The 26089-nt window shown below is 64.8% G+C and carries 25 protein-coding genes and 1 tRNA gene; 13 read left to right on the top strand and 13 right to left on the bottom strand.

Annotation, left to right across the window (positions count from 1 at the left end; all coding sequences use genetic code 11):
* The first annotated feature begins 1 nt into the window (after nt 1).
* From Q1A36_RS14855 to Q1A36_RS14845, 3 genes are read left to right on the top strand one after another with little or no spacing between them, the layout of a single operon-like run.
* Nucleotides 2-838, top strand: coding sequence for an ABC transporter ATP-binding protein (locus Q1A36_RS14855; protein WP_299845682.1), 837 nt, complete (start codon nt 2-4; stop codon nt 836-838).
* Nucleotides 838-1707 carry an ATP-binding cassette domain-containing protein gene (locus tag Q1A36_RS14850; RefSeq protein ID WP_299845679.1) on the top strand — a complete coding sequence of 290 codons (870 nt, stop codon included), beginning with the start codon at nt 838-840 and terminating at the stop codon, nt 1705-1707. The genes Q1A36_RS14855 and Q1A36_RS14850 overlap by 1 nt, the downstream gene beginning before the upstream one ends.
* Nucleotides 1704-2867 (top strand): Xaa-Pro peptidase family protein, encoded by a 1164-nt coding sequence (locus Q1A36_RS14845; protein WP_299845677.1) that lies wholly within the window; start codon nt 1704-1706, stop codon nt 2865-2867. The genes Q1A36_RS14850 and Q1A36_RS14845 overlap by 4 nt, the downstream gene beginning before the upstream one ends.
* Nucleotides 2868-2892: 25 nt before the next feature.
* Here Q1A36_RS14845 and Q1A36_RS14840 read toward each other — a convergent pair whose 3' ends face one another.
* From Q1A36_RS14840 to Q1A36_RS14820, 5 genes are all read right to left on the bottom strand, one after another.
* On the bottom strand, nt 2893-3294 hold the full coding sequence (locus Q1A36_RS14840; protein ID WP_299845672.1) for a hypothetical protein: 402 nt from the start codon (nt 3292-3294) through the stop codon (nt 2893-2895).
* 110 nt (nt 3295-3404) lie between these two features.
* Nucleotides 3405-6704, bottom strand: coding sequence for a M10 family metallopeptidase C-terminal domain-containing protein (locus Q1A36_RS14835; protein ID WP_299845669.1), 3300 nt, complete (start codon nt 6702-6704; stop codon nt 3405-3407).
* A gap of 471 nt (nt 6705-7175) precedes the next feature.
* Entirely contained in the window at nt 7176-8387 is a 1212-nt protein-coding gene (locus Q1A36_RS14830; protein WP_101752343.1) for an NADP-dependent isocitrate dehydrogenase, read from the bottom strand.
* A 111-nt stretch (nt 8388-8498) separates the two neighbouring features.
* Nucleotides 8499-9650, bottom strand: coding sequence for an HD domain-containing protein (locus Q1A36_RS14825; RefSeq protein ID WP_299845750.1), 1152 nt, complete (start codon nt 9648-9650; stop codon nt 8499-8501).
* A gap of 2 nt (nt 9651-9652) precedes the next feature.
* Nucleotides 9653-10315, bottom strand: a complete 663-nt coding sequence (locus tag Q1A36_RS14820; protein WP_299845666.1) for an alpha/beta hydrolase — start codon at nt 10313-10315, stop codon at nt 9653-9655.
* A gap of 168 nt (nt 10316-10483) precedes the next feature.
* Between Q1A36_RS14820 and Q1A36_RS14815 the strand changes: the two genes are divergently transcribed.
* Together Q1A36_RS14815 and Q1A36_RS14810 are read left to right on the top strand one after the other, a co-directional pair.
* Nucleotides 10484-10942, top strand: coding sequence for an Rrf2 family transcriptional regulator (locus tag Q1A36_RS14815; RefSeq protein WP_101752345.1), 459 nt, complete (start codon nt 10484-10486; stop codon nt 10940-10942).
* A gap of 247 nt (nt 10943-11189) precedes the next feature.
* Nucleotides 11190-12962 (top strand): DUF3616 domain-containing protein, encoded by a 1773-nt coding sequence (locus Q1A36_RS14810; RefSeq protein WP_299845661.1) that lies wholly within the window; start codon nt 11190-11192, stop codon nt 12960-12962.
* A 12-nt stretch (nt 12963-12974) separates the two neighbouring features.
* Here Q1A36_RS14810 and arsH read toward each other — a convergent pair whose 3' ends face one another.
* The 3 genes from arsH to Q1A36_RS14795 are packed head-to-tail and all read right to left on the bottom strand — an operon-like array spanning nt 12975 to nt 14608.
* Nucleotides 12975-13694 (bottom strand): arsenical resistance protein ArsH, encoded by a 720-nt coding sequence (arsH, locus tag Q1A36_RS14805; RefSeq protein WP_299845658.1) that lies wholly within the window; start codon nt 13692-13694, stop codon nt 12975-12977.
* Complete coding sequence (arsC, locus tag Q1A36_RS14800) at nt 13694-14065, bottom strand: arsenate reductase (glutaredoxin) (RefSeq protein ID WP_299845655.1); 372 nt, start codon at nt 14063-14065, stop codon at nt 13694-13696. The genes arsH and arsC overlap by 1 nt, the downstream gene beginning before the upstream one ends.
* A 27-nt stretch (nt 14066-14092) precedes the next feature.
* On the bottom strand, nt 14093-14608 hold the full coding sequence (locus Q1A36_RS14795; RefSeq protein ID WP_299845652.1) for an Lrp/AsnC family transcriptional regulator: 516 nt from the start codon (nt 14606-14608) through the stop codon (nt 14093-14095).
* 99 nt (nt 14609-14707) lie between these two features.
* On the opposite strand from Q1A36_RS14795, the gene Q1A36_RS14790 reads away from it, so the two are divergent.
* From Q1A36_RS14790 to Q1A36_RS14765, 6 genes are all read left to right on the top strand, one after another.
* A complete protein-coding gene (locus Q1A36_RS14790; RefSeq protein WP_299845650.1) occupies nt 14708-15070 on the top strand; it encodes a DUF2849 domain-containing protein in 363 nt (120 codons plus the stop codon).
* A complete protein-coding gene (locus tag Q1A36_RS14785) occupies nt 15063-16721 on the top strand; it encodes a nitrite/sulfite reductase (RefSeq protein ID WP_299845648.1) in 1659 nt (552 codons plus the stop codon). Before Q1A36_RS14790 ends, Q1A36_RS14785 begins: the two co-directional genes overlap by 8 nt.
* Nucleotides 16714-17457 carry a phosphoadenylyl-sulfate reductase gene (locus Q1A36_RS14780; RefSeq protein ID WP_299845645.1) on the top strand — a complete coding sequence of 248 codons (744 nt, stop codon included), beginning with the start codon at nt 16714-16716 and terminating at the stop codon, nt 17455-17457. The genes Q1A36_RS14785 and Q1A36_RS14780 overlap by 8 nt, the downstream gene beginning before the upstream one ends.
* Nucleotides 17454-17831, top strand: coding sequence for a DUF934 domain-containing protein (locus tag Q1A36_RS14775; protein WP_299845642.1), 378 nt, complete (start codon nt 17454-17456; stop codon nt 17829-17831). The genes Q1A36_RS14780 and Q1A36_RS14775 overlap by 4 nt, the downstream gene beginning before the upstream one ends.
* 69 nt (nt 17832-17900) lie before the next feature.
* Nucleotides 17901-18746, top strand: a complete 846-nt coding sequence (locus Q1A36_RS14770; RefSeq protein ID WP_299845639.1) for a ferredoxin--NADP reductase — start codon at nt 17901-17903, stop codon at nt 18744-18746.
* Between the two features lie 249 nt (nt 18747-18995).
* Nucleotides 18996-20984, top strand: a complete 1989-nt coding sequence (locus tag Q1A36_RS14765) for an OmpA family protein (RefSeq protein WP_299845636.1) — start codon at nt 18996-18998, stop codon at nt 20982-20984.
* A gap of 73 nt (nt 20985-21057) precedes the next feature.
* Here the strand turns inward: Q1A36_RS14765 and Q1A36_RS14760 are convergent, their stop codons facing one another.
* The 3 genes from Q1A36_RS14760 to rlmB all read right to left on the bottom strand — a co-directional run bounded on the left by Q1A36_RS14760 (nt 21058) and on the right by rlmB (nt 23011).
* A complete protein-coding gene (locus Q1A36_RS14760; protein WP_101752355.1) occupies nt 21058-21513 on the bottom strand; it encodes a CoA-binding protein in 456 nt (151 codons plus the stop codon).
* 194 nt (nt 21514-21707) lie between these two features.
* Entirely contained in the window at nt 21708-22118 is a 411-nt protein-coding gene (locus Q1A36_RS14755; RefSeq protein ID WP_299845629.1) for a YHS domain-containing (seleno)protein, read from the bottom strand.
* An 89-nt stretch (nt 22119-22207) separates the two neighbouring features.
* Nucleotides 22208-23011, bottom strand: coding sequence for a 23S rRNA (guanosine(2251)-2'-O)-methyltransferase RlmB (gene rlmB / locus Q1A36_RS14750; protein ID WP_299845626.1), 804 nt, complete (start codon nt 23009-23011; stop codon nt 22208-22210).
* Nucleotides 23012-23158: 147 nt separating this feature from the next.
* Here rlmB and Q1A36_RS14745 point away from each other — a divergent pair.
* Nucleotides 23159-23242: transfer RNA gene (locus tag Q1A36_RS14745), tRNA-Tyr, on the top strand.
* A 36-nt stretch (nt 23243-23278) separates the two neighbouring features.
* Here the strand turns inward: Q1A36_RS14745 and Q1A36_RS14740 are convergent.
* Both Q1A36_RS14740 and Q1A36_RS14735 read right to left on the bottom strand, forming a co-directional pair.
* Nucleotides 23279-23725 (bottom strand): hypothetical protein, encoded by a 447-nt coding sequence (locus Q1A36_RS14740; RefSeq protein ID WP_299845624.1) that lies wholly within the window; start codon nt 23723-23725, stop codon nt 23279-23281.
* Between the two features lie 3 nt (nt 23726-23728).
* Nucleotides 23729-24826 (bottom strand): agmatine/peptidylarginine deiminase, encoded by a 1098-nt coding sequence (locus tag Q1A36_RS14735; protein ID WP_299845622.1) that lies wholly within the window; start codon nt 24824-24826, stop codon nt 23729-23731.
* 243 nt (nt 24827-25069) lie between these two features.
* Here Q1A36_RS14735 and Q1A36_RS14730 point away from each other — a divergent pair, with 243 nt between their 5' ends.
* Entirely contained in the window at nt 25070-26089 is a 1020-nt protein-coding gene (locus Q1A36_RS14730; protein ID WP_299845619.1) for a hypothetical protein, read from the top strand.

Below are 26089 nucleotides of genomic sequence, written 5' to 3'. Positions count from 1 at the left end.
CATGGCGCTGTTGAACATCAAGAACCTGACGGTCAAATTCGCCACCGCCACCGGCAGCTTTACCGCCGTGGACGGGATCGACGTGCATGTCGACAAGGGCGAGGTGCTGGCCATCGTCGGCGAATCCGGGTCGGGCAAGTCGGTCTCGATGCTGGCGGTGATGGGGCTTCTGCCCGACACCGCCACCATCACCGCGGACGAGATGACCTATGACGGGCGCGACCTTCTGAAGATGTCGAAGGCCGAGAAGCGCAAGCTGATCGGGCGCGAGATCACCATGATCTTCCAGGAACCCATCGCCTCGCTGAACCCGGCCTTCACCGCCGGCTTCCAGATCGAGGAGGTGCTGCGCATCAATCTGGGCATGTCGAAGCGCGAGGCCCGCGCCCGCGCCATCGAGCTGTTCACCGCCGTCGGCATCCCCTCGCCCGAGGAGAAGCTACGGGCCTATCCGCACCAGATGTCGGGCGGGCAGAGCCAGCGGGTGATGATCGCCATGGCGATTGCCAGCAATCCGCGTCTGCTGATCGCGGACGAGCCGACCACGGCGCTGGACGTGACCATCCAGAAGCAGATCCTCGACCTCTTGATGAAGCTGCAAGAGGACTACGGCATGGCGCTGATCCTCATCACCCATGACATGGGCGTAGTGGCCGAGACCGCCGACCGGGTGGTGGTGCAATACAAGGGCAAGAAGATGGAAGAGGCCGACGTGCTGTCGCTGTTCGAGGCACCGCAGAACCCCTATACGCGCGCGCTGCTGTCGGCCCTGCCGGAACACGCAACAGGCGACCGCCTGCCCACCGTGTCCGAAATCTTCCAGAAGGAGGGCGCGTGATGGCTGGTCAAACTCCCGCCACCCAGACCCCCGTCGTCGAAGGCCGCGCCATCGTTCAGGATTACCACGTCCCCGGCAGCCTCTTCACCGGCAGCAAGACGGTGCGCGCGCTGAAGGGCATCGATTTCGCGGTCCAGAAGGGCAAGACGCTGGCCATCGTCGGTGAAAGCGGCTCGGGCAAGTCGACGCTGGCGCGGATCATCGCGCTGATCGACGCGCCCTCGGGGGGCGAATTGCGCATCGATGGCCAGCCGGTCGACATCTCGAAACACCGCCCCGACAGCGCGCTGAGGTCCAAGGTGCAGATGGTGTTCCAGAACCCCTATGGCAGCCTCAACCCGCGCCAGAAGGTCGGCGATGTGCTGATGGAGCCGCTGATCATCAACACCCGCACCCCCGCCGCGGAACGGCGCGAGCGGGCCGAGGCGATGCTGGTCAAGGTCGGTCTCGGACCTGAACACTTCAACCGCTATCCGCACATGTTCTCGGGCGGCCAGCGGCAGCGGATCGCCATTGCGCGCGCGCTGATGCTGAACCCGCAGCTGCTGGTGCTGGACGAGCCGGTTTCGGCGCTGGACCTGTCGGTGCAGGCGCAGGTGCTGAACCTTCTGGCCGATCTCCAGGACGAGTTCGAGCTGACCTATGTCTTCGTCAGCCATGACCTGTCGGTGGTCCGCTATATCGCCGATGACGTGATGGTGCTGTCCAAGGGCGAGGCGGTGGAACAGGGCACGCGCGAGGCGCTGTTTGCCGATCCGCAGCATCCCTATACCAAATCGCTCTTCGCCGCGACGCCGGTTACGGATGTCGAGGCGATCCGCGCCCGGGTGGTGCAGCGTCAGGCCGCACGTCAGGCGCAACGGGCGTGAGCGTCACCGATTACGACAAGGCTCTGGCGGCGTTCACGCGCGTGGACGCCCCGGCCATTCCCGATGCCGAGTTCTCGGGCCGTATCGACACCCTGCGCGCCGCGATGCGGGCTCAGGGTCTTGATGCCATCTGGCTGGATGCCAGCGCCTCGCTGACCTATTACACCGGCCTGTCCCTCGGCCTGTCGGAACGGCTGCACGGAGCGCTGATCGGCGCGGATGGCCGGCTGACCTATGTGACGCCGAATTTCGAACGACCAAAGCTGGAAACCATGATCCGGCTTCCCGGCGATATCGCGGTCTGGGAAGAGGACGAGGATCCCTTTGCCCTGATCGCCGCGCAGGTTCAGGGGCGGATCGCACTGGACCCGGCCATGCCCTTCGGCTTTGCGCATCGGATGATGGCCCTGCCCGGCGTCGCGGTTGCCTCGGCCGGTGATTTGATCGCGGCGCAGCGGCGGATCAAATCAGCCGCCGAGCTGGCGATCCTGCAGGTGGCGATGGATGCCAGCCATGCGGTGCAAAAGGCCGTCCATGCCGGATTGCGGCCCGGCATCGGCACGCGCGAGGTCAGGGATTTCATCGAAGCCGCACATCAGAAGCTTGGCCTGGCACCGGTCTTCGCCGCCGTGCAATTCGGCGAGGCCACCGCCTATCCGCATGGCGTGCCCTATGAACAAACTTTGGCCGAGGGCGACATGGTGCTGGTCGATCTGGGGGGAAAGCTGCACGGTTATCACTCCGACATCACCCGGACCTATGTCTTCGGCTCGCCCACGGCGCGGCAGCGGCATCTGTGGGAGTGTGAACAGCGCGCCCATCAGGCCGGCTTCGACGCCGCGCGTCCCGGCGTGCCCTGCGCCGCCGTGGATGCCGCCGCCCGCGCTTCGCTGGTCGCGGACGGGTTCGGTCCGGGCTACCACGTGCCCGGCCTGCCGCATCGGACCGGCCACGGGCTGGGGCTCGAGATCCACGAAGAGCCGTGGATCGTTGCCGGCAACCAGACGCCGCTGGCCACCGGCATGTGCTTTTCCATCGAACCGATGCTCTGCGTCTATGGCGAATGTGGCGTCCGGCTGGAGGACATCGCCTACATGACCGAGACCGGCCCGCGCTGGTTTGTCGCGCCGTCGGACTCGATCGACAGGCCATTTGCCTGAATGAGGCGGCGCCGGGCGGCGCTGCTTAGTACATGACGGTATAAAGCGTGATCTCGACCGGCGCGCCGGGCTCGATCTGGGCGCTGCCACGGGCCAGCAGCCAGCCGTCCTCGCGCAGAAGCTGGGCGACGATCTCCTGCGTGGGCACGGCCTTTGCCAGCGTGGTGGCGGGAAGCGTGAACTCCAGCGCCGTTGCCTTGCCGTTGCTTTCCACGCCCGCCGTCGCGGCGAGAGACTGCGCCGTCTTCGCGACTGCCGAATTCTCGAGTGTGATCTCGATCTGACCCTTGGGGATAGGCCCGCCGCCCTCGAAGGTGACGGTGCCGCTGACACCGCCTGATTGCGCTGAAACCGAACCGGCAACCACCGCGACCGCAGCGGTTCCGGCGGCAAACAGCAATCGGCGGCGATCTGTCTGGCGCTTCATCAGTCTGGTCCTTCCGGTTGAACGGTACGGGGCGCCACTGGTCAGGCGCCCCGGATGGTCATGCAGAAAAACGGGAGGGAAGGCCCTACGGTTCCCCACTCCCGCCGCTATCAGATGATGACGAAATCCGCCGCCGAGAGGTTCAGCCGCGCCGCGAGCTGCGCGAACTGGATCGCCTCGCCATCGCCAGACCCATCGGCGTCATAGGACAGGGTGCCGTCATTGGTGTCATAGATGATCCGGTCATTGGCATCCTGCGCCGTGCCGGCCTGGCTGCTGTGGAAGGCGCCGAAGGTCAGAACGCCGCTGTCTCCGACCTCGGTGAACCGGTCGAGATCCAGCAGGATCGTGTCGTCGGCCACGTTGAAGTCGGTGATCCGGTCGACATTGTCCGGGCCAAGCTCGGTCGAGAAGCGGAAGCTGTCCTCGCCCGCGCCACCGGTCAGCACATCCGCGCCGAGCCCGCCATCCAGGAGGTCATTGCCCGCGCCTCCGTTCAGACGGTCGTCCCCGGCCTCGCCCGGCTCGGCCGGGGCCGGCGGGAAGTCGACCGAGACGTTCAGCTCGTAGGTTGAGCCTGCCGGCACGGCCTCCGACCAACCACTACCCGGGGCGGTGGGATTCCACTCGCCTTCGAGGATGTAGTAGGTACCGGTTTCCTCGACGACAAAGACCGTGCTCGAATCCCGGCCACTGGACGAACCGGGGTCACCGCCGCCATCGTCATTCTCGGCGACGATATTGCCGTCGCTGTCCAGAAGCCTGACCCAGCTGTCATGGATGTCGGGATCGGCAATGTGGTCGATATCGATGGTGATGACCGTGCCGGCCGCCAGGTCGATGCGGTAATAGCCGCCCTGGCCGTTGCCGGTGGCATTGACGGTGGTGTGCAGCACCGTGGTCGAGTCGAAGATGTCGGGATCTTCCGCCAGCGAGAAGTTGTTCGAGATGTCGAAGGCGGTCGCGATCGAGTTGTTGGTCGCATCGGGCCCCAAGGTGGCATAGCCGGTGCCCATGCCCGGACGCGGCAGCGGCTCGCCCTGGTAGGCGAAATCGCCCTGCAGGACATCATCGCCGCCGCCACCGTCGATCCTGTCATCGCCGCCCTGCCCGGTCAGAACGTTGGCGGAGCCATTGCCCTTCAACCGGTCATCGAAGCCCGATCCGGCAAGGTTCTCGATCGAGACATAGGTATCCCCGGCATTCTTGGCACGGCCGAGGTCAAGATTGACCCCGCGCGTCGCGTCGGCGTAATCCGCCGTGTCGCTGCCCGCGCCCCCATTCAGCGTATCCGCCCCGCCGCCACCGGTCAGGCGGTCATCGCCCGAGCCGCCGGCGAGGTTGTTCGCCTGACCATTGCCGATCAGGTAGTCATCGTGAAGCGAGCCGACGACATTCTCGACATTGGCGATGATGTCGTGGCGGATGACCGTGCCGCGCCCGACGATCTGCACCGGACCGTCACCATCGCCGCCATTGGCCGTGCCGTTCAACAGATCGACCGTCACCCCGGCGGAGCTGCCGGAATAGACGATGGTGTCGATCCCGTCACCGCCATCCAGGTAATCCTGACCAGTGCCGCCGATCAGCGTGTCATTGCCGGCCTCGCCATAAAGGATGTCGCCGTCATTGCCGCCATCGAGGATATCGTTGCCAGCCCGACCGTTGAACACATCGCCGCCGCCCCGTCCGATGAAGTGGTTGGCCGCAGCAGTGCCGATGAAGCGGTCGATCCGGTCATCCGAGCCGATCAGGTTCTCGATGCTGTAGAAGGTATCGCCAGAACCGGTGCCGCCGCTGGCGACATTGGTTTCCAGGTTCACCAGAAGCTGGAACGGGCTTTCCGTGCTGTAATCGACCGTGTCGGACCCCGCGCCGCCGAGGAACACGTCGACCCCGTCCTGACCGCGCAGCACGTCATCGCCCTCGCCGCCATCCAGCGTATCGTTGCCGGCACCGCCGACCAGCGTGTCATTGCCACGCCCGCCATAAAGAGCATCGGCGGCATCGTCGGTCTCGGTCTGGTCCTCCAACTCGGCGATCGGGATGGTGTTGTTGATGTCGCGGCTGGCCAGCGTATCGCGGCCGCCGATCAGCAGGTCATCGCCATCGAGGCCAAAGATCGTGCTGCTGCCCGCACCGGCGTTGATGGTGTTGTCGCCCGCGTCGCCGAAGATGAGGTTGCCGATGGTGCCGCCGCCCGGCGGATTGGTGCTACCACCATTGCCCGGCTCGGTGGGTGTCGCATCGGCGTAGATGATGTTCTCGACATTGGCGATGTTCCGGATCCGGATCGAGCGGTCCATGATGATGACGGTGTCGTTCCCGCCATTGGCCAGTTCGCGCACCACGTCATCGCGCGAGTCGATGATATAGGTGTCGTCGCCGCCATTCCCGGCCATGCTGTCGGCACCGCCGCGCCCGTCCAGCACGTTGTTGCCGTCATTGCCGATCAGGATATCGGCATAGTCGCTGCCGATGCCGTTCTCGATGTAATACTCGGTCTCGTCGGCATTATGGCCGGCAAAGATCGAGACGTTGTTGCTGTGGCCGTTGACGCTGGAGAACTGCCCGGCACGCAGATCGAGGATCGTCGCATGGGTCGAGCCCGAGAAATCGATCGTGTCATTGCCGCCGGTGTCATGGATGACGAAGCCGATGTCGTGCTGCATCCCGGTGGCGGTCAGCTCGTAGCCATATTGCGTGCTGTTGAAGCCGTAATGGTTGTCGCCGGTATTCAGGTTGATGACCTGGTAGGTGCGCACGCCGTTCTCGTCCACGGTCGAGAAGAAGCGGCGGATCACCGCCTCGATATCTGCCGTCAGCGGCGTCGAAGCCGACCAGCGGCTGTCCTCGCCCACGTCGATGCCGTCGAAATAGGACATGACGCTGTATTGTTGGCGGTCATAGGTCCAGGTGGCATTGTTCAGATAGTTGATCTGCACGCCACCGGGGCCACTGTAATTGTAAAGGCCCGGATGGTTCAAGCCGAACTCATGGCCGAATTCATGGATGAAGCTGTCGAAGACATAGCCGCCGATATCGGTCTTGTTCGGCTCGGTATCGTGGAAGCGCTGGCCGACGCTGACATAGCGGTTGCTGGAAAAGGCGCTGCCGTCACTCGGCTCGCCGATCTCGGGGCTGACCACACGCATCCAGTCCGTCGCGGGGTTCCACGCCGCGTCATCGACGATCTCGAACTCGAGCGGCGTGACCGAGGACCACATCGTCAGGGCACCGACGGCTGCCGCCTTGTAGTCGGGGTGATCGTTCAGCTCGGTCACATTGATCCGCAGCGGGTTCGCTGCAATGGCCGGCGTCAGGCTGCGCGGCAGCGCACCGAGATAATCGAGGAAGGCATCGTAATCCTCGCTCTTGCCAAAGGGATTGTCCGGGGTCTGATCGTTCACCCACCATTGTTCGACGGTCTGATTCGGTGACGGCATATTTTCTCGCTCCCTGTGTAACAACTTTAAGTGGTTAAGAAGGCATGACTCATCCACTGTCGGCCAATAGCCGGCATCGCATGTTCCGTGTTGGAGACCTCCCACCTTGGTTAACAATGCGGCGGGAACAGGGGCCTGTCCATGTTTTTCCCCGTCGAGGAGTCAGAGAAAAAATATTTTCAAATCATCATGTTGAACGACATAACGGAATCGTTGGCGAAATTCAGCCTATGGACTGAAGTCAGGCTTCCCTACGGTCAACTTATGTGCGCGGCATCAAGCTGTCACTTTTTCCTTGCGACGGCTTGCCTCTCCCCGCGCGCGCGGCCCGTCAACCCAGAGAGGAAGCGCGAGCCGTCACGGGTCGCCACCGACCCAATGAAAAAGGGCCGGGCAAACCGCCCGGCCCTCGTTTCAGCGTGTCAGTTCGGCGCCTCAGTTCAGCGCCTTGTTCAGATATTCGTCGACCTTTTCCAGATAACCCATGGTGGTCAGCCATTTCTGGTCCGGACCGACCAGCAGCGCCAGGTCCTTGGTCATGTAGCCATCTTCCACGGCCTGCACGGTGACCTTTTCCAGCGTCTCGACGAATTTCATCAGCTGCTCGTTGCCGTCCAGCTTGGCACGGTGCTTGAGACCGCCGGTCCAGGCGAAGATCGAGGCGATCGAGTTGGTCGAGGTGGCATTGCCCTTCTGGTGCTCGCGGTAATGGCGCGTCACTGTGCCATGCGCAGCCTCGGATTCGACGATCTTGCCATCGGGCGTCATCAGCACCGAGGTCATCAGACCCAGCGAGCCAAAGCCCTGCGCCACGATGTCGGACTGCACGTCACCGTCATAGTTCTTGCAGGCCCAGACATAGCCGCCCGACCATTTCAGCGCCGAGGCCACCATGTCGTCGATCAGCCGGTGTTCGTAGAAGATGCCGGCCTTCTTGAAGGCATCGGCGAATTCGGCGTCATAGACCTCCTGGAACAGATCCTTGAAGCGGCCGTCATAGGCTTTCAGGATGGTGTTCTTGGTCGACAGATAGACCGGATAGTTCCGCTGCAGGCCATAGTTGAAGCTGGCGCGGGCGAAATCGCGGATCGAGTCGTCAAGGTTGTACATGGCCATGGCCACGCCCGAACCCGGCGACTGGAACACCTCGTGCTCGATGGTCTCGCCATCCTCGCCGACGAACTTGATCGTCAGCTTGCCCTTGCCGGGGAAGCGGAAATCGGTGGCGCGATACTGGTCACCGAAGGCGTGACGGCCGACGACGATCGGCTGGGTCCAGCCCGGCACCAGACGCGGCACGTTCTTGCAGATGATCGGCTCGCGGAAGATCACGCCGCCGAGGATGTTGCGGATGGTGCCGTTCGGGCTGCGCCACATCTTCTTCAGGCCGAATTCCTCGACCCGCTGCTCGTCCGGGGTGATGGTCGCGCATTTCACGCCGACGCCGTATTTCTTGATCGCTTCGGCGGCGTCCACGGTGATCTGGTCGTCGGTGCGGTCACGCTCCTCGATGCCCAGATCGTAATATTTCAGGTCGACATCGAGATAGGGCAGGATGAGTTTCTGCTTGATGAAATCCCAGATGATCCGGGTCATCTCGTCGCCGTCGAGCTCGACGACCGGGTTTGCTACCTTGATCTTCGACATGGGTGGTCCCTTCGATTGAATGCGAGTTGCCGCCTCATAGCCGCAATCGCGCCGAAAGAAAAGACGGTATGCGATGGTATGCCGTTCTATTCCTACCGCCGGCGCGCGGCTTCAGGCCAGCGGAGCAGCCTTGTCGAAATAGTCCCGCACCCGCTTGCGCAGCCAGTCCCAGACCACCGGCGCGCCACGTGCGATCTTCTCGCCCACCCGCGCCTCGACCTGATCATAGGTCACGTCATACTCAACCCAGCCCGCCCCGCCAGAGCCGAGGTTCTGCAGCACCGGCTGGCAGCGGTCCAGCGATTTGGCAAAGACCGCATCGGGCGTCTCGGCCGCCTCGAACTCCTGCCAGAGCGCCATCAACCCGGCCCCCTGCCCCTCGGGCAGCATTCCGAATATCCGCCGCGCGGCGGCCAGTTCCGCGACCTGGATTTCCGCCGAGCCATGCGCCTGACCGCCCGCCGAATGCAGCGGCACGTCACCCACGTCGATCTCGACCAGATCATGAATGAGCAGCATCCGGATCACCCGGCCGATCTCGACGCCCGGCCCTGCCTGATCGGCCAGCACGAGGGCATAGAGCGCCAGATGCCAGCTGTGCTCGCCGCTGTTCTCGGGGCGCGAGGCATCGATCAGGGTATTGGCGCGATAGACCGATTTCAGCTGGTCGGCCTCGGCCAGAAACCTCAGCCGCGCCGCCAGATCACCCTCGGGCAGCGCCTGCCCGTCGATCAGCGCCTGCGCCAGCGCCATCGCCTCGGGCCATTCGGCCTGCAGTCGCGCCGCGCGCCCGCCCGACAGGTTGTCGCGCACGATCTGCACATGGTCCGGCAAAGGGTCAGGGGCCATCAGCACCTGGAACAGCGGCTGGCTGTGATCCATGCGCTTGGCCATGGCCGCGTCGGGCGAAACCCCAGCCTCGAATTCCTGCCACAGCGCCAGAAGGTCCGCGCCATCCGGCGAGAGCCCGAAAATCCGCTCGGCCGCGCGCGCCTCGGCCATGCGCAGCGCCTCGGGATCATGGGCCAGATGGATCGGGTGATCGCCGGTGTCGATCTCGACCAGATCGTGCAGGAGCAGCATGGCAATGGCCCGGTCGCTCGCGCCGAAGGCCAGCGCATACAGCGCCACATGCCAGCTGTGCTCGGCGCTGTTCTCGGGCCGCGACAGGTCCAAGAGCACATTGGCCCGCAGGACCGATTTCAGCCGGTCGGCCTCGACCAGAAAGGCGAACTGCCGATCCAGCCGCGCCTCGGCCGTCAGGCTCAACGGCTGGTCTCGGTCAACCGCCGCCGCACATAGGTCTGCACCAGATCGATCATAGGCTTCATATGCACCTCGTCATCGCGGAAGAAGTGATCCGCGCCCTCGATTTCCTCGTGGGTGACGGTGATGCCCTTCTGCTCGCGCAGCTTGCCGACCAGCGAATGGGTGTCCTTGGGCGGCGCCACGCGGTCGGCAGTGCCGTTCACGATCAGGCCCGACGAGGGGCACGGCGCGAGGAAGCTGAAATCATAGACATTGGCCTGCGGCGCGACCGAGATGAAGCCGGTGATCTCGGGGCGGCGCATCAGAAGCTGCATCCCGATCCAGGCGCCAAAGCTGAAGCCCGCGACCCAGCAATGCTTGGAGTTGGGGTTCATCGCCTGCAGATAATCCAGCGCCGAGGCGGCGTCGGACAATTCGCCGATGCCCTGATCGAATTCGCCCTGCGACCGGCCCACACCGCGGAAATTGAACCGCATCACGGTGAAGCCCATGTTGTAGAAGGCGTAATGCAGGTTATAGACCACCCGGTTGTTCATCGTCCCGCCATATTGCGGATGCGGATGCAGCACGATGGCGATGGGCGCGTCGGGCTTGCCCGGCTGCGGGTGATAGCGGCCTTCCAGACGGCCTTCGGGGCCGGGAAAAATCAACTCGGGCATGGGCTTCCTTCACGGACAGGGATTTCTTGACGCAAAAGCGGTCGGGCTCTAGACCACACTATCTGGTGCTGCGGCGCCGAAAGCGCAAGAACAGGGCATCTGCGGCATAGCGCAGCGCCAAGCGGGCCGTCAAGAAATCCGCTGCGGCCCGAATGACAGGGGAACGACATGAAGCTCTCGACCAAGGGGCGCTACGCGATCATCGCGCTGACCGATCTGGCCATCGCCAAGCCGGACGAGTTGACCTCGCTGGCCGAGATCGCGGCGCGTCAGGACATCTCGCTGGCCTATCTGGAACAGCTCTTCGTCCGGCTGCGCCGTGCCGGGCTGGTCGACAGCGTGCGCGGCCCCGGCGGGGGCTACCGCCTCGCCCGCACCCCCGAGACCATACGCATCGCCGAAGTGCTCGAGGCGGTGGACGAGACCGTCAGCGCCATGCATGTGGGCGCCGGCGCCTCGGGCGGAGTGTCGGGCTCGCGCGCGCAGACCCTGTCGAACCGGCTGTGGGAGAGCCTTTCGGCCCATGTCTACGTGTTCCTGCACAACCACACGCTGGCGGACGTGGCGAAGAACCAGTTGCTGCCCTGCCCGGCCCTGCCGCGCCTCTTCAGCGTCGTGGACGACTGACCCACCCGCGACCGGCAACCGGGGTCGCCAAATTTTTTGCAGCATCTGCAATTGCTTGCACCGTTTGTACGTGATTCCGCGCATCGGCTTGCACCAAATGTCTGATTTCATCATTTCTGGGGAACCAGAGGCGTTCTCGGGAATAGTGACTGTGTCAGTTCACTGACACCGATGTGACGCTCGGCGGTCGCAGTCGCGCTGCGCTGTCCTTGGACGGGCCGTCAGGTCGTGGCGCAAGGGGAAAGAGATGGCGAAAAAGAAGAAGGACCGATCGGCGGAAGACGGTCAGAAGACCGACCTGTCCCGACAGGACATCACCAGCATCAGCGCCGAGACTGATGATGGTGATCATCCCGCCCTGACGCTGTCGGATCCCGAACCCGGCCCTGCCGCGATGGCCGCGAACGGTCATGACGCCGGTTCCCCGAAGAAGGGAAAGAAGGGCAAGAAGGACAAGGCCGAACCCGAGATGCTTGGGTCGAACAAGGCGGTCGAGACGATGTTCCGCAACGCCTATCGGGCGGAACTGGACACCATCGCCCTGGCTGCGACCAAGGCCAATATCATGATCTCGCTCAATGGGTTCATCATCTCGGCGCTGATGATCTCGGGCGCCTTCATCTTCGCCTCCTCGCCCGCCTTCCTGCTGCCCGCCGGCGTCTTCATGTTCACCGCCGCCGTCTCGATCATCTTCGCGCTGCTCTCGGCCTCGCCCGAGCGCGCCGACCTGATTGGCGCCGTCTGGGGCTGGATGCGCGACGTGGCCGCGCGCCGTGCCCGGCTGCGCGACCTGCGCGCGCGGGTTCTGGTGGCGCAGGAACCCGCGCCGAGCGAGGATCTGAACGTGCTGATCTACGAGGATCGCGTGCGGCTGACGCGCGAGGAATACTGGTCGCGGATGCAGGCGCTGATGCGCGACCGCGAGCAGGTCTATTACCGGATGAGCGATCAGCTCTATTGGCTGGGTGCCGTCGCTGACCGCAAGTTCCGGCTCTTGAACCTCTCCTATACCAGTTTCCGCTGGGGGCTTCTGGCCTCTGTCGTCACCTTCATCGGACTCAAGGGGGTCATCGCCCTCATCGGCAATTCGAGCAGCGAGAATATCGTGCGCTTGCGCAATCTTGGCATCGGTTCCTTCGAAGCGATCTACGAGCCTTCGGCCGTCCAGCAGCTCTCGGATGGCCGGATCCTCGTGGTCGAGGACGAGGCCACGCGGGCGATGAACCTGCTGACGCTGTCCGAGGATGGCAGCCTCAGCGAGGACAGGGCCACCGGGCTGCGCATGGCCCGCAGCTTCGGGCGGCAGCTGAACGATCTCGAGGGGCTGACCATCGACGCGCAGGATCGCGTCTATGCCATCACCTCACATTCGCTGACCAACAAGGGCGAGCGCAATCCCGACCGCGAACAGCTGCTGCGCTTCCGCGTCTCGGGTAGCAGCGTCGGCGAGATCCGCAGCGTCACGCAACTGCGCAATGCGCTGGCCAGCGACCCGGTCGTGACCGAGGCACTGGCCGCCGAACTGGGCGAGGAACCCGATTTCGACGAGCTGAACATCGAGGGGCTGGCCTATGTCCACCAGAGCGGCCATCTCTATCTCGGCCTGCGCGGGCCTCTGGCGAATGACCGCTCGATCATCATCGCCATCGAGAATCCCGACCAGATCTTCGACGACGGCGCCGCGCCGCGCTTTGGCCCGCCGGTGCTTCTGGATCTGCAAGGCGGCGGCATCCGCGCGCTGAGTTTCGACCCGATCCTCGGCAGCTTCCTGATGGTGAACGAGATCGAGGGCTACGAGGGCAACCGCTACTCGCAGCTCTGGTCATGGTCGGGCGCGCCGAGTGTTCGCCCCGAACCGATCGCCCTGCCCGACATCATCAACCTGAACAACGTCGAATCCATCGACTCGATCACCTTCGCCGGAGAACCGCGCCTGTTGATCATGAGTGACGAGGGCAGCGAGAAGAAGAACGAACCCGCGCGCTACATGATGCTGGATTACGAGCAACTGGCGCCCTGAGGCGGGCGCAGCTCAGAGCTTCTGCCGGATCGCCTCGGCCTTCTTTCCGGCCTCGACCCGCTCGGAATAGCGCTCGACCAGCTGCGCGCGATGCGGACGGGTCAGGACGGTGAAGCGCATCAGCTCCTCCATCACGTCGACGATCCGGTCATAGAAGGGCGAGGGGCGCATCCGGCCGTTCTCGTCGAATTGCTCATGGGCGCGGGCGATCGAGGACTGGTTCGGGATGGTGAACATGCGCATCCAGCGGCCGAGGATGCGCATGTTGCTGACCGCGTTGAAGCTTTGGCTGCCGCCATTCACCTGCATCAGCGCCAGCGTGCGGCCCTGCGTCGGGCGCACCGCGCCGATCGACAGCGGGATATGGTCGATCTGCGCCTTCATCAGCCCCGACATCTGGCCATGGGTCTCGGGCGTGGACCAGACCATGCCATCCGACCAGATCGCCAGATCGCGCAACTCGGCAATCGCCGGGTGGCCGTCCTTGTGCTGGTCGGGGAAAGGCAGGTCCGACGGATCGAAAATCCGTGTCTCGGCCCCCATCAGCTTCAGAAGCCGCGCCGCTTCCTCGGCAGCGTAACGCGAATAGCTGCGCTCGCGCAGACTGCCGAACAGAAGGGCGATCTTCACCGGCGGATCGGAAGGACCCAGGCCCGCCGCCACATCGGCATCGAACAGCGTCCGGTCCAGCGCCGGCAGGTTGTCGGGATCGGGAAGGTCGACCAGCCGCATCAGGTCGTCTGACTCTGCGGCAGCAGATCGAAGACCCGGTCCTTGGGGCGGCACAGCATTGTGCCCATCGGCGCAATGACCAGCGGACGCTCGATCAATTGCGGATGCGACGACAGCACATGCAGCAACTGCTCGTCGGTCAGCCCGGGATCATCCAGCCCCATCTCGAGATAGAGATCGCCCTTGCGCCGCAGCAGGTCGCGTGGCGTGCCGTCCAACGCCGCCAGGACCGCGCGCAACTCGTCGACCGAGGGCGGATCCTTCTGATAGTCCCGAACCACCGGCTCGATGCCGCCGCGCCGCAGCGCCTCCAGCACGAAGCGCGAGGTCGAACATCTCGGATTGTGCCAGATCGTGTAGTCGTCGGCCATGACGCCTCCGTTGTTGCCCCCCGAACCCTAGAGGGTCGCCTCGGGGATGGGAAGCGCGGTGGAGTTCTTGATCTCCTCCATCGACAACAGCGCCGTGACATTATGGATCCTGACCTCGCTGATCAGCGACTGATAGAAGCGGTCATAGGCGCGGGCGTTCCGCACCTGCACTTTCAGGATGTAATCGATGTCTCCGGCCAGGCGATGCGCCTCGATCACCTCGGGCCGCTCGCGCAGCGCCTTCAGGAAGCGTGCGGCCCAGTCCTTCTCGTGCTCGCTGGTGCGGATCAGCACGAAGAAACAGGCCTCCAGCCCCAGCGCCTCGGGGTCCAGAATCGCCACCTGCCGGCGGATCACCCCGGCCTCGCGCAGCTTGCGGATTCTGTTCCACACAGGCGTTTTCGAGGCCCCCACCCGGTCGGCAATCTGGTCCAGCGACAGGCTGGCGTCCTCTTGCAGCAGGGACAGGATTTTGCGGTCTACCTCGTCCAAACGGACAGGTGTTTGTGCATGTGCAGCATTCTGGGAAGCATGTTCCGACATCTTGGCCCCATGGGTCGTATCGTCCTTATTTCACAGACCCGTCTGCCAAAATCCAGAACAAAATTCTATATTGAACCCATCCACCGAAAGGGCAGAAAAATGAGCAAAGCCTTCATTCCGACGATCGCCAAACCCGGCGTCATCACCGCGAACAATCTGCGCGAAGGCCATAACGTCTGGATGTGCGAGGATGGCTGGACCGCCGATCCCGCGCAGGCGACGATCTTCGAGGACGAGGCGATTGCCGACCTCGCTTTGCTCAAGGCCATCGGTCAGTCCAATATTGTTGTCGGCCCCTATCTGGTCGAGGCCCGGCGCGGCCCGAACGGCCCCGAGCCGACGCATTTCCGCGAGGCCTTCCGCCAGCGCGGTCCGTCGAATTATTTCCACGGCATTCAGGCCGAGAAGCAGGCCGCCAACGAAAATGCCGCCGTCCACCCGCTCGAGGCCAGCCATGTTTGACGCCCGCCCCATCGATACCGAATATGTCCGCCACCGCGCCGCGCAGTTCCGCGCGCAGGTGGCGCGACGCCTTGACGGCTCGCTGACCGAGGACGAATTCCGCCCGCTTCGCCTGATGAACGGCGTCTATCTGCAGCTTCATGCCTATATGCTGCGCGTGGCCATTCCCTATGGCACGATCAGCCCCGATCAGATGCGCACCCTGGCGCTTCTGGGCAGCAAGTGGGACAAGGGTTACGGCCATTTCACCACGCGGCAGAACATCCAGTTCCACTGGCCGAAGCTGGTCGATATCCCGGACATGCTGGACGCGCTGGCCGCCGTCGGGATGCACGCCATCCAGACCTCGGGCAATACCATCCGCAACACCACCACCGATGTCTTCGCCGGTGCCGCTGCGGACGAGCTGACCGATCCCCGCCCCTATGCAGAACTGATCCGCCAATGGTCGACCGACCATGGCGAATATCAATTTCTGCCGCGCAAGTTCAAGATCGCCATCTCGGCCGGCAAGCGCGACCGCGCGCTGGTGACGGCGCATGACATCGGCCTGCGCATCGTCGAGCAGGACGGCAAGCTGGGCTTCCAGGTCTGGGTTGGCGGTGGCCTTGGCCGCACGCCGATGCTGGGCGTGGTGATCCGCGACTTCCTGCCGGAAGAGGATCTGCTGCCCTATCTGGAAGCGATCATCGCCACCTATAACCTCTCTGGCCGCCGCGACAACAAGTACAAGGCCCGGATCAAGATCACCGTGTCCGAGCGCGGCATCGACGTGTTCCGCGCCGAAACCGAAGAGGAATTCGTCCGCCGCCGTGCCGCCTTCAAGGGTGTCGACCGCGAGGCGCTGGCCGGCTATCGCGCGCATTTCGCCGCGCCGGAATTCCGCGTGGCTCCGACCGATGGCTACGAGGCCGCCCGCGTTGCGCGCCCGGCCTTCCGCAGCTGGACCGACACCAACCTGCACGCCCATCGCGCGCCGGGCTATGCCAGCGTCGTCGTCACCCTGAAGGCGCCGGGCGCCACGCCGGGCGATGCCACCTCGGAACAGATGCTGCTTCTGGCCGATCTGGCCGAGAAATACGGCCATGGCGACCTGCGCATCAACCACGACCAGAACGTCGTGCTGGCCCATGTCCATGTCTCGGACCTGCCGGCGATCTACGATGCGCTTTTGCCTGCCGGGCTGGCCACCGCCAATGCCGGCAAGACCAGCGACATCATCGCCTGCCCCGGCATGGATTACTGCACGCTGGCGACCGCCCGCTCGATCCCGATCGCGCAGGACATTGCCGACCACTTCCGCGCCGAGGGTCTCGAGGACGAGATCGGCCAGCTGAAGATCCGCATCTCGGGCTGCATCAACGCCTGCGGCCATCACCACTTGGGCCATATCGGCATCCTCGGCCTGGACCGCGCGGGCGTCGAGAACTACCAGATCACGCTTGGCGGTGACGGCTTCGACATTCCGGCCATCGGCGAGCGTGCCGGTGCAGGCTTCCCCGCCGAAGAGGTGGTGCCCGCGATCGACCGGCTGATGCGCGCCTACCTGGAGCAGCGCGAGGACGCGAACGAACCCTTCATCGACACCTATCGCCGCCTTGGCGTCGCACCGTTCAAGGCCGCGCTCTATCCGGAGAAGGCTGATGCTTGATGGCACGCTTGACAGCCGTGCCGCGCGCCTGAACGACCGGTATCGCCACCACGCGGCGACCGAAGTTCTGCGCCGCGCGGTCAAGGACCCCGAGCTTGGGCGGGTGGCACTGGTTTCCTCCTTCGGGGCGGAATCGGTCGTGCTCTTGCACATGGTCAGCGTCGTCGCGCCCGGCCTGCCGGTCCTCTTCATCGACACGCAGATGCTGTTCCCCGAGACGCTGGCCTATCAGCGCGAGGTGGCGCAAAAGCTGGGGCTGACCAATGTGCAGGTGATCCAGGCCTCCGACGCCGAGATCGCCCGCCACGACCCCGATGGCACTCTGCACCAGTTCAACACCGATGCCTGCTGCGACCTGAGGAAGACCGTTCCGCTGGAAGCCGCGCTCTCGGGCTTTGACGCCTGGATCACCGGGCGCAAACGGTTCCAGGGCGGCCAGCGGACCGAGCTTGAATTCTTCGAGCCCGAGCCCCCCGCCCGGCTGCGCATCAACCCGCTGGCGCATTGGCGTTCGAGCGACGTGCAGGATTACATGATCGAGAACAACCTGCCCCGTCACCCGCTGGTGGCCAAGGGCTATCCCTCGATCGGCTGCGCCCCCTGCACCTCGCCGGTGAAACCGGGCGAGGATCCGCGCGCCGGCCGTTGGCGCGGTTCGGAAAAGACCGAATGCGGCATTCACTTCATCGGCGGGCGCATGGTGCGTGTGCCGCAGGGCGGAAAGGTTCCGGCATGAGCGACAGCGAAACCATCATCGTCCGCGACGACGGGTTTCATCCGCAGGGCGACGCCGCCGAGGTCACGCTGGCCCCGGACAGTTCGCCCGAGGATCTGGTGGATCACCTGCATCGCAGCCTGATCGCCATCGATTTCCCGGCCATGACCGACGGGCGCGGCTTTACGCTGGCCCGCCGGCTGCGCGCCCTCGGCTATGAAGGCCGGCTGCGCGCGACGGGCAAGCTGATCGCCGATCAATATGCCATGGCCCGCCGCGTGGGTTTCGACGAGGTCGAGATTTCCGCCGAACTGGCCAAGCGCCAGCCGCAGGAACAGTGGCTGGCCCGCGCCGACTGGCAGGACTGGAACCACCGCGACCGCCTTGCCGGATGAGCACCTCAGAGGCGGCGGCGGGCTTCCCCCTGCCCCGTGCTTGACCTAAAGACTTCAGGAAGACCGACCATGACGCTGGACCTTACCGTGACCGACGCGACCGCTGCCGCCAAGCCGGCCAAGACCATGCCCGATGCGCAGACCGTGACCGCAGTGCGCCACTGGAACGATCACCTGTTCTCGTTCCGCGTGACCCGCCCGGCCAGCCTGCGCTTCCGCTCGGGCGAGTTCGTCATGATCGGCCTGACCGGCGACAATGGCAAACCGCTGCTCAGGGCCTATTCCATCGCCTCGCCCAACTGGGATGACGAGCTGGAATTCTATTCGATCAAGGTGCCCGATGGCCCGCTGACCTCGAAGCTGCAGCATATCCAGCCGGGGGACGAGATCATCCTGCGACCGAAGCCGGTGGGCACGCTGGTCCTCGACGCGCTGCTGCCCGGCAAGCGGATGTGGTTCCTTGCCACCGGCACCGGCATCGCGCCCTTCGCCAGCCTGATGCGCGACCCGGAAACCTACGAGCGGTACGAGCAGGTCATCATGATGCATACCTGCCGCAATGCCGATGAGTTGGCCTATGGCCGCGAACTGGTCGAGAACCTGCGCCATGACCCGCTGCTGGGCGAGCTCTACGGCGAGGAATTCGCCTCGCGCCTGCTCTACTACCCGACCACCACGCGGGAAGAGACGCCCTTCATGGGCCGCATCACCGACAACCTGACCTCAGGCAAGGTCTTCACCGATCTGAACCTGCCGCCCATGTCGGTCGAGAATGACCGCGCGATGATCTGCGGCAGCCTTGCCTTCAACGTCGATGTGAAGGCGGTGCTGGAAGGCTTTGGCCTGGTCGAAGGTGCGAACTCGGACCCGAAGCAATTCGTGGTCGAAAAGGCCTTCGTCGGCGACGGCGTCTGAGACTGATCGAGGGGCGCTGCGCCTCGGACCGGGATATTTCGGTGAAGATGATGAGGGCGCAGCGGTTGACGCGGCGCCCTTTCCCATGGCAGCGCGGCTCACGAACAATTGCGCTGTGCGCTTTCCCAGTCTGCCCTCAACGGATGCGGTCCGTCCACGATCTCACGGAACTGTCACGCAGTTGTTGGGAACCGGTCGGTTTGCCGCCTGTTATCAAGGCTGAGGACCGATCAGCCGGAGAGGAGCGCCATGCGCCGGATCATTCATAATACCACAGCCATCGCCGCCACCATCGCGCTGCTGATGCCGCAGCTTGCCTTGGCCGAGATGCGCCTGCCGAATGACCGCGCGTCGAAAGAGGCCGAGAAACGCTCGACCGAGATGCCCAACCTCGCCTCGGCGCTGCAGGATGAACTGGCCGCCGGGCTGACGGTCGACAGCCTGATCTGCGCCAATGGCGACGCCCGGCCCTGTGGCGACAAGGTGCGGCTGATGACCCCGCGCGGCGTCATAGTCGAGGTGGCCGAGGACGACACCATCATCCTTGCGCCAGAGCGGCAGCAGGTGAACGAGGCCGATGCCGAGGGCAAGCTGACCCCGCGCGATGGCGCGCGTCCTGCCGTCGCCGAGGCCACCACCGAGAGCGTGGCCGGGGCCCTCGCCCTGGCGCTGGAAGGAACACAGGGCGGTGATGCCGCCGCAGCGGCGGAGGCTGCCATTGCAGCTGTGGTTGGCGAGAGCGAACCCAACGCCGCAGCGCTGGCCGCCGCCATTGCGGCCGAGCTTGGCGCTACCGAGAAGACCGCCAAATCCGAAAGACCCGCAGTCGAATCGTCTCCGCGTCTGCACCTTGCAACCAGTGATCGGGCCCGCCAGCGCCTCGAGGACATGCCGCGCCTTGCCGGGGTGCTGACCTCCGAGATCGATTCAGGTCTGACCCTCGCGGATCTCTCGTGCCAGGACGGCGGCGCCCAACCCTGCGCCAAGGGTGTCGCGATGATGACACCGCGCGGAATCGCGGTTATCGCCAATGATCGTGGCGATGTCGCCCTGCTGGCGCAATCCAGCCAGACCAATACGGTCACCGCCGAGGGCAAGGTCGTGCCGCGCGCACCCGAAGCCGACACCGTCGCAACCGCCGCCGCCAAGGAGGCCGCAGCCGCCGCCAAATCGCCCATAGCGGCTGCGCTCGAGGCAAGCGAGGGCGCAGGCCGCGTGATCGAGGCGGAGAAAGTGACCAAGGAGAACACCCGCTCCTCGGCCGAGGATTTCGAGGCCAGCCTTCGCGCGGCTCTGCAGCAGGCTGCCACCGGCGAGGCCCCGCAGCGCAATACCGCCGCCGAGAACAAGGATGACAACGACCTCGCCAAGGCGCTGATCCTGGGATTGGGCGCGGTGGCGGTCGGCTCGATGCTGAACAAAAACCGGCAGGTGGCGCTGGCAACCCCCGACCGCGTGGTGGTTGAACGCGCCGATGGCAGCCAGGAGGTGATCAAGGACGAGGTCGCGCTGCTGCGCCAGCCGGGCAGCACCGTTGCGACCGAGAACTTCGACGACGGCTCGTCGCGCACCATCGTCACCCGCGAGGATGGCAGCAAGGTCGTGACCATCCGCGACGCTGACCTGCGCGTGCTGCGCCGCACGCTGATCGCAGCGGATGGCAAGTCGACCATGCTGATCGACGACACTGCCGATGTAAGGCCGGTGGACGTGGCCAGCCTGCCCGAACCCGCGCCGGTCCAGACCACCACCGGCACGCTGTCCGAAGACGAGCTGCGCGCCGCTCTGCAGCGTGAATCCAGTATCGACCGCCGCTTTACCCTCGGCCAGATCCGCAACATCCCCGAGGTGCGGGCGCTGGTCGCGCCGGTGAACATCGACGCGATCACCTTCGATACCGGCTCGGCCGCGATCAATCCCAGCCAGGCCCAGCAGCTGGCCTCGCTTGGCCGGGTGATCCAGGACGCCGTCGCCAAGAACCCGCGCGAGGTCTTCATGATCGAGGGTCACACCGACACCGTGGGCGCCGGCGCGATGAACCTGGCGCTGTCGGATCGCCGGGCGGAATCGGTGGCACTGGCGCTGTCGGAATATTTCGACGTGCCGCCGGAGAATATGGTGGTGCAGGGCTATGGCGAGCAATTCCTGAAAGTCCGCGCCGAGGGCGATATCCGCGCCAATCGCCGCGCCTCGGTCCGCCGGATCACCGACCTCTTGCAGACCGCGCAGGCGAACTGAGCCTGTCGCCACTGACCCGAACGAGAAAGGCCGCAGCAGATGCTGCGGCCTATTTTCGTTCCCGATCAGCGTCTCAAAGGAAGCGCGGAAACTCGATCTTCGGGCAGCGGTCCTGCACCACGCTCACGCCACGGCGACGAGCCTGCGCGGCGGCTGCATCATCGTAGACGCCAAGCTGGGTCCAGATCACCTTGAGACGCGGCAGGTGTGTCAAGGCCTGATCAACGATCGGGCCCACGGCATCCGAGCGGCGGAAGATGTCGACCATGTCGATCCCGGCATCCTCGGGGATCGAGGCAAGGTCGGGATAGACCACTTCGTCCAGAATGGTATGCCCGGCATGGCCGGGATTCACCGGGATCACCCGGATGCCCTGCGACTGCAGATATCGGGCCACGCCCCAGCTGGGACGGTCCTGATTCGGCGACAGGCCCACCATCGCAACCACGCGGGTTTTGCGCGCAATCTCAGCGATTTCGCGGTCAAGCAGATCAGCTTCGTCGATGCTCTCGGCCAAACTTTGTGACATGACATTCCCTCATCCAAAGGTTGCGCCAGCCTTGCATATAAAAGGCGCCCGGTCCAGAGATCTGGCCGGGCGCAAGTCACGGAACGAGGGACAGTGATCCGAACATGACCGTTCCGGGGTCACGTTCTACAGTGATAAATGGGTGACGGCGGCAAAAAGTTCCAGAGGTGTCGCGAATTCGTGATTGCAGCGGCCTATTGCAGCGAGGCCCAGACCTTGCGTGCCTGCATTAGAATCGCCCGCGGGTCCTTCATGAAGCTGCGCTGGTTGTCGTCCGAGCCGAGCAGATAGACCCGCTGCCCGACGATGACGAAATGGCGCGGATCGCCCGGCTGGCTGCGCCCGCGCGACAGCGCAACCGGGCAGAGCCCGTTCAGCCCCGGCGCATAGCTGCGCGGATCGGCCTCGAACATCGCCCGGTTCTCGACGGTCGCGAAATGCCAGACCATGCCCTGCCACAGCGTCGAGATATCGTTGCGCCCCGGAACCGCCCGACCCTCGGCCTGGTAGCCGACGGGATCAAAGCCCCCAAGCGCCCAGTCCTGTGCATGGACGGGCGCAATCGGGGTCAGCAGGGCGAACAGGGTGAAGAGCAGGGTTTTCATGGCAGAATCTGGCAGCGGAACCTGCCAAATCTGGCAGTCGCGCCGCCGATTCTCAATGTGCTCGCGCAAGTTGTCGCGCTGATGTGACCTTAAGGCCGCGTTGCTGCATAAAGTGCAACAGCCGCCGCGTTCGAGACGTTCAGCGATCCGAAATCGGCGGCGAAGGGTATCCGCACGATATGGTCACACAGCTCCATGGTCCGCGACCGCATCCCCGGCCCTTCCGCGCCGAGCACAAGGCAGATCGCCCGGCCCGGCAGATCCGCCAGCAGATCGGGCAGCGTCGCGGTCCCGGTGCCGTCGAGTCCCACCAGGATGAAGCCCATCTCCTTCAGCGAGATCAGCGCATCGGCCAGGTTCGGCACGCGCAGATAGGGCTGGCGTTCCAGCGCGCCCGAGGCGGTCTTGGCCAGCGCCCCTGTCTCGGGTGCCGAATGCCGCGCCGGCGCGATGACCGCGCGGGCGCCAAACACCTCGGCCGTGCGCAGGACCGCGCCGATGTTATGCGGGTCCGTCACCCGGTCCAGCGCCACAACCAACGGCCGCACCTCGCCCGGCGCCGCGCGCAAAGCCGCCTCGCTGAGACTGCCCCATTTCAGCGGCTTCACCTCCAGCGCCGCGCCCTGATGGACGCTTTCGCCGGCCAGCGGCACAGCCTTGTCGAAGACCCGCGGATCGGTGATCTCGGGCTCGATCCCGTGCAGATCGCCAAGCCGGTCCCGCGCATTGGGAGTGATGACCAGCCGCAGCTTCTCGCGCGCCGGATTGGCCAGCGCGTCGCGCACCGCGTGCAGGCCGAACAGCCAGACCGTCTCGGCCGCCGAGGCGCGGCGGGCGCGTTCCTTGTCGATCACCCAGGTGGGTTTCTTGGCTTTTCCGGGCTTCTCGGCCATCTGGCATTCCTTTCGCGTCCGGTCCTCATTGCGCGTTAGCCAGCCTCCGCGCAAGTCCCTTGGCAGAGAGGTCACATCTTCCCCTGAAATCCGCTTGACGCCCCCCCGCACGCCAGCTAATCACCCGCACACGCCGATAGCGACGGCGGGCGACGAGCTGCAAGGTGCGGCAGCGGACTGTAACTCCGCCGGGGAGACCCATGCCTGGTTCGATTCCAGGGTCGCCCACCATTTTCCCCCAAGATCGACCGATCACCGGCACCTGAGTCACCCGCAGAGCTTCACCCGCTCACAGCCCAGCCCCAGGTCGTCGATCAACTCCCGCACATCCTCGGTTTGCGTCTCGCGGTTCGCCGGGTCGCAGAGATAGGCCATGTGCACGCCGAGATAAGAGGCCATCGGTGCCCGCCAGTCGGGCGAGGTGTCGACCATCTGCTCGGCGGTATAGAGCAGGTAATCGACATAGGCCGCATAGCCGGTGATCTGCGGGCCGTCCGTCAGCGCACAGTAATCCGCTGCGGCCAGTTCGGGCTTCTGCACCGTCAGGTTCAGGAATTCACGATAGATCTCGCGCGCCGTCTGGTCGCGTTGGATGCGGTCGGCCTGCGCCACCTGGTAGGGAATGACCACCAGCGCAGTCAGGGCGGCAAAGGCGGTGGCCAGCGCCCCCACCGCCTGCAGGGGTTCGGCATGGCGGATCAGCCAGTCGCGCACCGATCAGACCTTCGGCTGCTCATGGGTGGTGCAGTGGATGCCGCCGCCGACCTCGCCCACCGGATCGATGTTCAGCATCACGATCTCGCGGTCGGGATAGAGATCGGCAAGGATCTCGGCCGCCGCCTCATCCGCCTCGCGGTCGCCGAATTCGGCGGCAATCACCGCACCGTTGCAGACGTAATAATTGACGTAGGACGAGACGAAATCGGGGCTGTCCACGCGGATGTCCACAGGTTCGGGCAGGACAACCAGTTCCAGCTTGTTCCCTTCGGCATCGGTTGCCTCGGCCAGGATGTCATGGGTCTCGAAGGCCGAGACCGACCATGGATCGCTCGGGTCGATCTCCTCGCCCATCTGGATCAGCACCTGCCCGGGCTTCACGAAGCGGGCCAGCGCGTCGATGTGGTAATCGGTGATATCGGCGCCGATGATCCCCGGCGCCCAGATCATCTTCTTCGCGCCCATGGTTTCCAGCAGCATCGCCTCGATCTCTGACTTGCTGCCCGTGTTGCGGTTCGGGTTGATGAAGGTGCTTTCATGGGCGATCAGCGTGCCGTTGCCATCGGTCTCGACACCGCCGGCCTCGCCCACCAGTCCGGTGTCGAAGACCTGCAGCCCCATGCGATCGGCCACCCGCGCGGCGACCAGCCCGTCGGCGCCATGCACCTGCTTGTTGCCCCAGCCATTGAAGTTGAACTGGGTCACGGCCAGCCCGCCCTTGCCGTCGATGACAAAGGACGGTCCGCTGTCGCGGCACCACAGATCGTCGGTCGGAATGTCCCAGAGCTCGACCTGGCCCGAGACCAGCTTCCTGATCGCCTTGTGATGCTCGGCTGCGGCCAGCATCACCACCGGCTCGAACTCGGCGATGGTGCTGGCGATCTCGGCAATGGTCTCCTGCAGGTCGAAGAGGAAATCCGGGTCGTCATGCACCTTCCGGTTTACCGGCCATTGCATGAAGGTCCGCTCGTGCGGGTCGGTCTCCTCAGGATACCAGAAGCCGGCGGCGCGGGCACCGCCCTGCGCCTCGGCGCGACCCGAGAGAAGCGAAAGACCACCAATGGCGGCCAGCGACTGAATGAGCGAACGGCGGGACATCATCGGAAACCTCGTACCGGGTCAAATTGTGGACTGGCGCGCACGGGCAAGGTACCCATTACCGACAGCTGGCGGAAGAATGCCGATCAGCGCCCTGAAAAGCGAGGGCAATTCGTCGCAGGTGCCGCTGCGTTGACGAATGCCCCGACCTGCCCTAACCCTGTCAGGTGATCGGCGCGGCGTGCAACCACGGCCGCTTCGGGGCCGATCACGCCCGCTTATCCGCGCGCAAGGGGTTCACGCATGGCGAAAGCGCCGGGCATATCAGAGCAGACCACCCCACCCTTCAACATTCTGATCCTCGCCCAATCCGGCAAGCTCGAGCATCAGGCGCTGATCCTGACAGCCAGCCTGCGCGCCAGCTCGCCCCGCTGGCAGGGGCGGCTGATCGTTGCCGAGCCGCTGCCCGAGGGGGCATGGGACAGGCATCAGACTGCGATCTCGCCGGCGCACCGGGCGCTGCTGACTGAGATGGGGGCCGAGATCACCCCCTTCACCGCACGGCATTTCGGCGCCGCCTATCCCCATGGCAACAAGATCGAGGCGCTGGCGCTGCTGCCTCAGGGCGCGCCCTTCCTGTTCCTCGACAGCGACACGCTGATCACCGGAGAACTGGCCGATCTGGCCATCGATTTCACCCGCCCCTCGGCCTCGATGCGGCGCGAGGGGACATGGCCGCATCCGCCGCTCTACGGACCGGGCTACGGCGAGATCTGGCGCTCGATGTATCAACGCTTCGGCCTCGACTACGAAACCTCGCTGGACCTGACCCAGCCCGACGAGCATTGGGAACGCTATCTCTATTTCAATGCCGGCTGGTTCTTCGGCACCGATCCCGCCGAATTCCACCGCCGCTTCCTCAGCTGGGCGCTGGCCATCCGCGACGAGCCGCAGGACGAACTGGCCAATCAGGTTCTGGACCCCTGGCTTGACCAGGCAGTGCTGCCCTTGGTCATCCACTCCCTCGGCGGCGGCAGGCCGGGGCCGGAGCTTGCCGGGCTGGATGGCGATGTGACCTGCCATTACCGCAACCTGCCGCTGCTCTACGCCCGCGAATCCGACCGGGTGATCGAGGTGCTGGAACAGGCCACCGCCCCGAACCGCATCAAACAGGTGTTGCGCGAGTGGTTCCCGGCCCGCAAGCTGATCTACCAGGGCAAGGGCCGCGACAAGATCCGGCCGATCTTCGCCGGGGCGCCGCTGCCCAGCCAGGAACGCCCGATCCGGCAGGTGCTGAAAAAGACCGACTGGTGGCTGGTCTGA

The sequence above is a fragment of the uncultured Paracoccus sp. genome, from assembly GCF_947487305.1.
Lineage (GTDB): Bacteria > Pseudomonadota > Alphaproteobacteria > Rhodobacterales > Rhodobacteraceae > Paracoccus.
The sequence above is the reverse complement of the archived record's forward strand: the minus strand, read 5'-3'. Positions and strand labels throughout refer to the sequence as shown.

Coding starts and splice junctions, on each gene's coding strand:
- Q1A36_RS14855 (WP_299845682.1), top strand. CDS start 2: ATGGCGCTGTTGAACATCAAGAACCTGACGGTCAAATTCGCCACCGCC.
- Q1A36_RS14850 (WP_299845679.1), top strand. CDS start 838: ATGGCTGGTCAAACTCCCGCCACCCAGACCCCCGTCGTCGAAGGCCGC.
- Q1A36_RS14840 (WP_299845672.1), bottom strand. CDS start 3,294: ATGAAGCGCCAGACAGATCGCCGCCGATTGCTGTTTGCCGCCGGAACC.
- Q1A36_RS14830 (WP_101752343.1), bottom strand. CDS start 8,387: ATGTCGAAGATCAAGGTAGCAAACCCGGTCGTCGAGCTCGACGGCGAC.
- Q1A36_RS14820 (WP_299845666.1), bottom strand. CDS start 10,315: ATGCCCGAGTTGATTTTTCCCGGCCCCGAAGGCCGTCTGGAAGGCCGC.
- Q1A36_RS14815 (WP_101752345.1), top strand. CDS start 10,484: ATGAAGCTCTCGACCAAGGGGCGCTACGCGATCATCGCGCTGACCGAT.
- Q1A36_RS14810 (WP_299845661.1), top strand. CDS start 11,190: ATGGCGAAAAAGAAGAAGGACCGATCGGCGGAAGACGGTCAGAAGACC.
- arsH (WP_299845658.1), bottom strand. CDS start 13,694: ATGCGGCTGGTCGACCTTCCCGATCCCGACAACCTGCCGGCGCTGGAC.
- arsC (WP_299845655.1), bottom strand. CDS start 14,065: ATGGCCGACGACTACACGATCTGGCACAATCCGAGATGTTCGACCTCG.
- Q1A36_RS14795 (WP_299845652.1), bottom strand. CDS start 14,608: ATGTCGGAACATGCTTCCCAGAATGCTGCACATGCACAAACACCTGTC.
- Q1A36_RS14790 (WP_299845650.1), top strand. CDS start 14,708: ATGAGCAAAGCCTTCATTCCGACGATCGCCAAACCCGGCGTCATCACC.
- Q1A36_RS14785 (WP_299845648.1), top strand. CDS start 15,063: ATGTTTGACGCCCGCCCCATCGATACCGAATATGTCCGCCACCGCGCC.
- Q1A36_RS14780 (WP_299845645.1), top strand. CDS start 16,714: ATGCTTGATGGCACGCTTGACAGCCGTGCCGCGCGCCTGAACGACCGG.
- Q1A36_RS14775 (WP_299845642.1), top strand. CDS start 17,454: ATGAGCGACAGCGAAACCATCATCGTCCGCGACGACGGGTTTCATCCG.
- Q1A36_RS14770 (WP_299845639.1), top strand. CDS start 17,901: ATGACGCTGGACCTTACCGTGACCGACGCGACCGCTGCCGCCAAGCCG.
- Q1A36_RS14765 (WP_299845636.1), top strand. CDS start 18,996: ATGCGCCGGATCATTCATAATACCACAGCCATCGCCGCCACCATCGCG.
- Q1A36_RS14760 (WP_101752355.1), bottom strand. CDS start 21,513: ATGTCACAAAGTTTGGCCGAGAGCATCGACGAAGCTGATCTGCTTGAC.
- Q1A36_RS14755 (WP_299845629.1), bottom strand. CDS start 22,118: ATGAAAACCCTGCTCTTCACCCTGTTCGCCCTGCTGACCCCGATTGCG.
- rlmB (WP_299845626.1), bottom strand. CDS start 23,011: ATGGCCGAGAAGCCCGGAAAAGCCAAGAAACCCACCTGGGTGATCGAC.
- Q1A36_RS14735 (WP_299845622.1), bottom strand. CDS start 24,826: ATGTCCCGCCGTTCGCTCATTCAGTCGCTGGCCGCCATTGGTGGTCTT.
- Q1A36_RS14730 (WP_299845619.1), top strand. CDS start 25,070: ATGGCGAAAGCGCCGGGCATATCAGAGCAGACCACCCCACCCTTCAAC.